The organism is Dolichospermum lemmermannii CS-548, from assembly GCF_028330815.1.
In the GTDB taxonomy this organism is placed as follows: Bacteria; Cyanobacteriota; Cyanobacteriia; order Cyanobacteriales; family Nostocaceae; genus Dolichospermum; species Dolichospermum lemmermannii.
Window position 1 is genome coordinate 1 of record NZ_JAQMTJ010000155.1, and the last position, 8,726, is coordinate 8,726.

Sequence of the window (8,726 nt, forward strand, 5' to 3'; positions counted from 1 at the left end):
GTTGTCAGTTGTTGGTAGGGGCGAAGCATTTGGAAGATAAATTATCGGTCATTGCCAAAAATAGTTCTCCAAATGCTTCGCCCGTACAGTTGTCAGTTGTTGGTAGGGGCGAAGCATTTGGAAGATAAATTATCGGTCATTGCCAAAAATAGTTCTCCAAATGCTTCGCCCGTACAGTTGTCAGTTGTTGGTTATTTTTACCAATTACCAATTACCAATTACCAATCACCAATCACCAATCACCAATAACTAATTTTTAGCGTTAGCAGGAATATAACGATAAGGTAAAGAAACTGCTACAGGTTTAATTGTGGGTTGTTCTTGATGATCTCTGCTTGTATCAGGGATTTCGCTGCTACTAACGAAAGATTGGGCAGTAGCCAAACTCCGTTGGTAGTTGCATTCGTTGGTAATAATAGACCCAGCCATAATGAAGAAGTTGGCAGGAATTGCCCGACGGATATCTGCTGTAGTTAGTTGTCCTGATGTGCGGATGCTATAGTAGGAACGGCCAGCCATTTCGCGAATGTTTTGGGTATCGCGCCAGTCAGAACCATAACGGGGGTTAGCCAGGTTAAAGGGGCGTGAACCAAAACGACGACGTTGGTAGGGGACAACATCATCACCAAAGTTGTCTAAATACTCGTCTGATTCTAATAAAGCATCTATAAAACCGTGTAAACCTTTGGTCGCAATGACAATTGACCAAGCGATTTCTTCGGCTTTGTTGTAAGCAGCCCGGCCTAAGAACCGTTTTAAGGTGATGTCAACTAAGCGATAGTTGGAGTTGGTATCTGCTACTTGGGTGCGGTAAACCTCTGATTTACCTAAACCCCGGATAAAATCACGCAGGGTAATTGCCCGATTTCGCAGTTGTGATTCTAAAGCGGTTTGCTTATAGCTGGCTAAAATCAGGTGTTCGCTGAAAATTTGGCGGTATGCAGCCCAGATGATGCTATCAATATCTTGATCTGAGGTAGCCCGATCTAAGCGATAAATAGTTGGGGTGTCTTCATTGGGAACTTCATAACCTTCTACTCGCTGGTTTTGCGATTTGGGCGCGTATTCTAGTAGTGGTATTGACATCTTTACTTTTACCTTGTTATATGGTATATAAATCAGTTTACTGGCTACAGGCCAACTGAACGCGAGCGCGAACTGCTTTTTCAGTATCGTTAGTCAGCATTAATTGAAATTTAGCAAGAATAGGCGATTGGACTAGAGCTACTTTTGCTAAAGCTTGTAATCCAACAATAGCAGCATAACGAATTGACCAGTCTGTATCTTCACAGATAAAGAGAAGTGTCTCTAGGGCGCGGTTGATGGCTATTTGACTGGCGGAAATGTCTAGTTTCTGCCAATGTAGATTTCCTAGTCCCTTAGCAGCGGCACGGCGAACACTGGGGGCAAAATCAGTGAGTGTTGTAGAGATGAGAATATCTAAAGCACGGGGATCTGCGATCGCTGCGAGAGTGCGAATCGAATAAGCCCGTGCGCCATAGTTATAATCATCAATTTGGTCTAGCAATTGTGGAACTGCTATTTCTCCCAACTGCGTCAATGCTGCTGCTGCCACTATGGCTGCTTCTGGATTGTTATAACCAAAGACAGCAATTAAAGTCGGAATTGCCGATGGATCTTTGGCTGCTGCCAGATTTTTAACTGCTGTCACCATCTGGGAAGGTGTGTCTGCTACGGTAATAGCCCGAATTAGTTCATCCATTTTTCCGTTGTCAGTGGTCAGTGGTCAGTGGTCAGTGGTCAGTGGTCAGTAGTTTTACAACTGACAATTAACAACTGACTACTGACTACAAGAGTGAATCCATGAGATTCATGACTCGGATAGCTTGTTCAGAAATACCAAAAGTATCAGACTGTTTTGGCAGTTGATACTCTAATAATCCTTTCAAAGCGATAAGTTTAAAGCTATTTTCCACTTGCGCTTGGGCGATCGCTTCTGCTGCGGCCAAATACCCAATTGCTCCCAAATCCCCCAACACAACGCGACGCATTTTCAAATCAGCCGTTGCCAAAGTTTTCACTAATAACTCACCATAAATAGAGTCTTGTGTCAGTTGGTACATGGCTCTAGCGGCGGAGCATTGTAATCGAGGCACAGAATGCTTGAGAAAAGGCTGCACAAGGGAAGTAGCCTCAGTTGCACCCATCGCTCCCAAGGCTTCTAATACTGCTGTATAGGGCTGGGTAAGGTGGGGAAAACCAGGTACTTGTACAGCAGCCTCAACTCCCCCATCTAGCAGTTTTATCAGGGCTGGTAATGCGGTTTTATCTCCAAGCATAGCTAAAGATTGGGCTGCTGCTTCGCGGACATAAAAATCAGCACATTCTAAACACCTAATCAAACCTGGTACGGCTTTTAAATTGCCTAATTTACCAAGCGCCCTGGCAGCATTACGCCGTAAGGGATAACCACCCAGTTCGGTTCTGTCAGATTCATCCTCTAGCGCAGCAATGAGCGCGTCTATGGCTTCTGGCTGACGGACTCGGAACTTACCCAACCACCAAGCAGCATAATAGCGGAGACTTAAATCTGATGATTGCAGGTTAGCAATAGCTATCTCTGGTGTCAGATTTGGTGCATTCTGGGCAGAATATTCTTCTCCACTGGTTTCTATCATTGCCAGGAAGTTATACTTATTCTGCTACTGTCAAAGCTTCAATTTTGACGATTCTGCCACCTAAACGGCTAATCCGCTGCATTTCTTCAGTCATGCGTCCGTAGGGTACGGTAATAAATACGCTACCACTGCGGCGAATGTCGAATTTATTTTTGTCGGTTTCTTGATTTTGCTTTAAGCCGACAACTTCGTAACGAAATACGCGGCTGGCAGATGAAGAAACACTACTAGCACCAAGTGTGGTTTGACCGAACATTACTTCTATATCTCCTATGATGAGTTTTGTCGTTGACACTCTGCGGTCTGAAGACACGCAGATTCTCTAAGATTTAACTTAAAAGGGATAGTCAAATATCCCCCTAGACGCTCAAAACAACTACTAGCACGAGAAGTATTGCAATTGCGCTTACTTAGGATTCAATTAATGCTTTCCGAGTTCATCACAAGCCAGTTCGGTACGCTCCATGTTTTCCCATTACTTGTTTACCCAGAGTTGCAGTGCAGGTACGAGGTAAATCAGGGGTTGCTCCTTACAAAACACTTCAATACGTAGATGATTATTCCTACTCACAGTTTAATTTTATCATTTTCACGGTGGTTAAAACCACTCGTGGCGTGTTTCCTCCACTGTCTGAAGCCAAGTGGCTTCCACACGACCCGCGATATTTTTGTGAATAGCACCGGATCTTACGTGGAAATTACGCTGACAATTTTGCCGCCAACTCTCTGAATTTGCTGCATTTTGTCTAGAAGGCGCTCGTAAGGGACAATAAATACTGTGCTGCTACGGCGCACACTGGGGTATCCAGGATTGCGAATGCCTGTAACTTCAACACGGTAAGTGCGATTCGATTGTCCTACGGCATTACCGAGATTTTGCTTAGGAGCGTTATCCGCAGATACACGGAAACCCCAATTATCGTTACTACCAGATGGGCCAACAACTGAGGAAGATTTATTACTAGCTAATTCCCGCGCTAAACGAGATTTAGAACCTTCTACTTGAGCAGTATCGCTGTTGGCATAACCACGATATAAACGGAACATCCGCGTAAAACCAGCGGCACTTTGTCCTGCTTGAAAATCAAAACCGCGATAGTAGGGAACAACACTTTCCCCAAAGCTGTTTTGATATTCTTGAGAATCAATGTAGGAGTCAATTTCCGCGTCGTAACCTTGGTTAATATATAAGTCTAAGTGATAAGTTACTTCGGACTCATTGTATGGTGCGCGACCCAACAAATGTTTATAGTTGAGTTCAATTAACCGAGTTTGGAAACTGTTGTAGAAGAATTTAGCTTTGTAGAGTTCTGATTTAGCCACGCTGCGAACAAACTCGCGCACGCTTAAATTCCCATCGCGTAAAAGTGATTCTGCACTAATCAGGCGATCTGATGCCAATATATAGTCATTTCCCAAAACGTGCCGATAAACAGCACGAATTACCGCTTCGACTTCTTCGCGGCTGGGGTTAGGGCGCAGTTCAACTCTGCGTGCGTCGCTAAAAGCCTCTGTTCCCAGTCTGGAAGCTGCTGTTGTAATTGCCATATTTTTCCCCTTTATTGTGCCGAATCTTGGCTGAATAAAGCTTGTTCAGTTGTCAGTTGTCAGTTGTCAGTTGTCAGTTGTCAGTTGACTATTGACTATTGACTCTTGCCTCTTGCCTCTTGCCTCTTAACCTATTTTATTTGTAGATAAAACTATGCCCGGAGCCAGATCCAATTGCTAGGTGAACCAGAGTGATCTTGGAGATTTTAACGCCACTTAATTTCTAGTCAGAATATTTTCCAACTTACGCAGTGACTCCCCATGAATAACTGGCAAACCCCTTGAGGGGTAACTCCATCTAACAATTGTATCCCTCTCCGGGCATGACGCTATCTAGCTAAGAGCGTTGATTGCGTAGTCAATGTAGGTATTAGCTTCGTTAGCAGCTTGACCGCTCAAACCATGACTAGCTTTGATAGATTTCAAAGCTTCTACGTACCAGCTAGGAGATAAGTCGAAAGCTGCGTGCATTTCAGTCAAACCAGCAATCAAGAACTCATCCAAAGGACCTGTTCCACCAGCAACTAGGCTGTAGGTGATGATGCGGAGGTAGTGACCAACGTCACGAGCGCATTTAGCTTTACCACGGCTATCAGCTGCAAATTGATTGCCTGGTGTAGAGGTGGTGTAAGGGAATTTGCTGTATACAGCACTGGTAGCGCCGTCAATTAATTTTTGAGCGTTAGCTGTCAAACCACGAGCAGCTTCCATGCTGGCAGCAGCACGAACTAGACGACCATTAACTGCTTGTAATTCGGTGTTGCTTAAAAAGCGTCCTTGGGTATCAGCAGATGCGATTGCTTCGGTAATTGGTGTTTTCATTGGTGAAAATCTCCTAGATAGTTTCTTGCTTGTTTTACTGGGAAAAGCTCAATTAAGATTCGAGCTAATTTGTAATGAATTGTTAGGCAACAGCAGCCGCAGCGCGGTCGAAGTAGCTTGCAACTTCAGAAACCAAAGAACTGCAATCACCTTTGGTGATACCGTTAGGATCGTTAACGATAGCGATCGCTGCTTCTTTCATTTTACCAACACCAACTGCTACGGAAGAACCAGGAGTACCCAAAGCTTGGTATGTTTCGCGCAAACCATTTAAGCAACGGTCATCAAGAACACTAGCATCACCAGCGATCGCTGCGTAGGTTACATAGCGTAAAATGATTTCCATGTCGCGGAGACAAGCAGCCATACGACGGTTGGTGTAAGCGTTTCCACCAGGAGCGATCAAGTTGGGTTGTTCTTCAAACAAAGAACGAGCCGCGTTGGTAACGATAGCGGAAGCGTTGCTGGTAATGCGGTTAACAACATCTAAACGCTTGCTGCCGGAAGCTACAACTGCGGTTAAAGCATCTAGTTGTTCGGTGCTGAGGAATTCGCCTCTAGCGTCAGCTTGGGAAACAACTTTGGAAAATACATCTAATGTCATGGACTCTAATCTCCTAAATTACTTAGTTGAGAGATGTCTAAATTAAAACTAATTCGGATTTGTTCGCAACGGAGTCAAATCAAAGCGTCTCTCATTTTGTCTTCTCATCTACCAGTTTACAGTTTAAAAACCAGAAATTATGAGAGTCAAGGGGAATTTTTTGAGAAACTGGCAAACTTGCTGAATTGCCTGCTTTTTTCAACTTTCTCCTGTTGTTTAACCCCTACAGTTTATGTTTATACAATGCCATAGAGCCATTATTTGTTACAAATTATGAATAAATAAGATCGTCGCCTACAAACTAGCTCAAATCCTTTATACACAAGGATTACAACTGATAAAAAGTCAATATTTTTGTTACACGACTTTACATTTTTTGACAACAATCGCAATATTCAGCAGTTAAAGATTGTTTTAATTTTCCAGAAACTCACTATCATAAATGGATTACAGCAGTTTTTTGTTGTATAAGTTTTAGCTAAGTTTTGTTAAGAATTGTTAAATTTACATTTCTAAATATTTGGAAAACCTGCTACTTTTTCCCCCCAGGGGGGATATAAATATTAAAAAAGCTATATTCACAAATTGAGAATAAATGGCTATTTTTGCAGAAATTCTTAATAAAGACCACTACGACGGCGTAACACTTCCAGTAAAGTTGCAAAGCTGCGGGGAAGGGGTGCTGTCACTTCCACCAAATTTCCAGAAACGGGATGTTGTAGCTGGAGTTTCCAAGCGTGTAATGCTTGTCCTGGCAAATTTACGCCGAGGGAATGACCAGAACTATAAATGGGGTCGCCAACGAGAGGATGACCCATTTTGGCACTGTGGACGCGAATTTGATGGGTCCGGCCTGTTTCTAGTTGAAAGTGAATTAATGTGTAATTTCCAAAGCGTTCTTTTACTCGCCAATGGGTGATAGCATTACGTCCACCATCTTCTATAGAAACGATGGCCATTCTTTTGCGGTCCTGGGGATTGCGACCAATGGGTAAGTCTATACTTCCGGTTTCTGTTTTGGGGACACCGTAAATTAAACCTAAATATTCTCTTCTGGCGGTTTTTGCTTGTAGTTGTGCTTGTAGATGTTGATAAGCCAGGTCTGTTTTAGCGATCGCAATCGCTCCCGTTGTATCCTTGTCTAAACGATGGACTATTCCCGGACGCTGAATGCCACCAATTCCCGGTAAATTGGGACAGTGTGCCAAGATAGCATTAACTAAAGTTCCGTCAGGATGGCCTGGTGCGGGGTGAACAACCAAACCGGCGGGTTTATTGATAATAATTAACTCGTCGTCTTCATAGAGGATGTCTAGGGGAATATTCTCGGCGATTATTGCTAAAGGTTGAACGACGGGAATTTCGAGGGTAATGAGATCGCCTGTTTTTAGGTTAATCTTCTTAGATGTGCAGATGAGATTATTAATTTGAACATGACCCTGTTCTATTAACTGCTGGATGCGAGAACGGGATAAATCTGATAACTCTTGGGATAGGTAACGATCTAGGCGATCGCTATTTTCGGTAACTTGGATATTATTAATTGCAGACACGATTAAGTATTGGGTGATTTAAGAAACATTGGGCTTAAAAATTAGAGGTGTTCGGGTCAAACCTCTAGACTTCATTTTTTCATATTATGTTTAACATACTTTTTTATTTCTCTAAAAAATCTATAGTAACCTAAAAGTAAGAATTCAAGAATTAGAATTTAAAACCTTTGTAAAATCCAGTAATTAAATGATCATGAGAGAAAATTTTAATGATCAATCTCAGAGTATGAATACAATTCCGATTAGTAGATATAGATTTTTCCAAAAGCTACAACCAATTACTCTATTAAAGAAGATTACTAATAATTCTTTTACTGGTTGTTTACAAGTCTTTAGCGAGTCGGGTGCATGGTCAATATATATGGATCAGGGTAAGTTAATTTACGCTGGTTACTCTGAGGAAATGTTTGAACCTCTTTACCGAAATTTACAGCAGTTAAGTCAGCAAATTTCTACTCTTCCTCTGGGTATCAACGAACAGGTACGGATGATTTTTGAAAAAGATATTGAGAATCAATCAATCCCCAATCCGGATTATTTAGCAATTTGTTGGTTAGTTAATCAAAAATATATTAGTCACGTCCAGGCTGCTTTGCTGATTGAAAAATTGGCGCTGGAGGTTTTACAACCATTACTGAAGTTAGAATATGGCAGTTATGAATTTGTTCCTCATACTTTTTTAGATAATCTCCCTAAATTTTGTCATTTGAATTTAAGAACTTTAGTGGAACAATCTCAATCAGGGGTTAAGGTTGATGTTCAGAAAAATTTGAATTTTGAAAATTATTATCAGTCAGATTCACATAGCACATATCAGGAACAATTACCCAAAAATAATTCTGAGCAAGTTGATTCTAAACCACATATAAATCAGCCGATTAACCCTCAAGTTACTGCTAGAAAGAAATACAGTATTTTGGGTGTGGACGATGATTATAGCATATTAAATGCTGTGGAAAATTTTTTAGATGAGCAAATATTTTCTGTGCTGAAATTCATGGATTCTTCCCAAGCTTTAATGGAAATTCTGCGAGCGCAGCCAGATATCATTTTACTAAGTGTAGAAATGCCTAATTTAAATGGCTATGAAATCTGTTCTTTATTACGGAAGCACACGCATTATAAAAATACTCCTGTGATTTTGATGACTGAAAGAATGGGATTAAGAGATATAGCAAAAGCTAAGTTTGTGAAAGCTAATGGTTATTTAGAAAAACCTTTTTCCCAAGGGGATTTACTGAAAATAATTTTTCAACATATTGTGTGAAAATTCACAAGTCAGGTTAATGAACTTCATCATGGCTGCCAATATCTATCAATAAAAGGTTATCAAATTTAGCTGCGTAACAGCTTACAATCGGGAAATATTGAGGATTACATTTATCCAGTGTAATCTTCATCTATCACTAAGTAACTGACTAAGTAGAACGGCTTGAATAATTCAAAGTTTGTAGTGAGGAATTTATTCCTCATTTGAGGGCTGAAGCCCTCACTACGAAATCATCTCCAGATTTTTTACATTACTTAATATACTTTGATTTATTTTCGTCTACTTACTTA

General features: G+C 41.3%; 10 protein-coding genes. 2 read left to right on the top strand and 8 right to left on the bottom strand.

What is annotated here, in order from left to right:
* Positions 1–96 precede the first annotated feature (96 nt).
* The gene (locus tag PN450_RS10085) at positions 97–249 is read left to right on the top strand and encodes a hypothetical protein (RefSeq protein ID WP_210422379.1); all 153 of its coding nucleotides are present in this window, start codon (positions 97–99) and stop codon (positions 247–249) included.
* On the opposite strand, the gene PN450_RS10090 is transcribed toward PN450_RS10085, so the two are convergent.
* From PN450_RS10090 to PN450_RS10125, 8 genes are all read right to left on the bottom strand, one after another.
* A complete protein-coding gene (locus tag PN450_RS10090; protein WP_015079021.1) occupies positions 250–1,086 on the bottom strand; it encodes a phycobilisome rod-core linker polypeptide in 837 nt (278 codons plus the stop codon).
* Between the two features lie 37 nt (positions 1,087–1,123).
* Complete coding sequence (locus PN450_RS10095) at positions 1,124–1,723, bottom strand: HEAT repeat domain-containing protein (protein WP_148760696.1); 600 nt, start codon at positions 1,721–1,723, stop codon at positions 1,124–1,126.
* An 85-nt stretch (positions 1,724–1,808) separates the two neighbouring features.
* Positions 1,809–2,639 (bottom strand): HEAT repeat domain-containing protein, encoded by an 831-nt coding sequence (locus PN450_RS10100; RefSeq protein WP_271836186.1) that lies wholly within the window; start codon positions 2,637–2,639, stop codon positions 1,809–1,811.
* Positions 2,640–2,655: 16 nt separating this feature from the next.
* Positions 2,656–2,895 (bottom strand): phycobilisome linker polypeptide, encoded by a 240-nt coding sequence (locus PN450_RS10105; RefSeq protein ID WP_015079018.1) that lies wholly within the window; start codon positions 2,893–2,895, stop codon positions 2,656–2,658.
* A 431-nt stretch (positions 2,896–3,326) separates the two neighbouring features.
* The gene (locus PN450_RS10110; protein WP_271836187.1) at positions 3,327–4,187 is read right to left on the bottom strand and encodes a phycobilisome linker polypeptide; all 861 of its coding nucleotides are present in this window, start codon (positions 4,185–4,187) and stop codon (positions 3,327–3,329) included.
* A 333-nt stretch (positions 4,188–4,520) separates the two neighbouring features.
* Complete coding sequence (gene cpcA, locus PN450_RS10115; protein ID WP_015079016.1) at positions 4,521–5,009, bottom strand: phycocyanin subunit alpha; 489 nt, start codon at positions 5,007–5,009, stop codon at positions 4,521–4,523.
* A gap of 82 nt (positions 5,010–5,091) precedes the next feature.
* The gene (locus tag PN450_RS10120; protein WP_015079015.1) at positions 5,092–5,613 is read right to left on the bottom strand and encodes a phycocyanin subunit beta; all 522 of its coding nucleotides are present in this window, start codon (positions 5,611–5,613) and stop codon (positions 5,092–5,094) included.
* Between the two features lie 617 nt (positions 5,614–6,230).
* The gene (locus tag PN450_RS10125) at positions 6,231–7,166 is read right to left on the bottom strand and encodes an RluA family pseudouridine synthase (RefSeq protein ID WP_271836188.1); all 936 of its coding nucleotides are present in this window, start codon (positions 7,164–7,166) and stop codon (positions 6,231–6,233) included.
* Between the two features lie 226 nt (positions 7,167–7,392).
* On the opposite strand from PN450_RS10125, the gene PN450_RS10130 reads away from it, so the two are divergent.
* Positions 7,393–8,433 (top strand): response regulator, encoded by a 1,041-nt coding sequence (locus PN450_RS10130; protein WP_271836189.1) that lies wholly within the window; start codon positions 7,393–7,395, stop codon positions 8,431–8,433.
* Positions 8,434–8,726 lie beyond the last annotated feature (293 nt).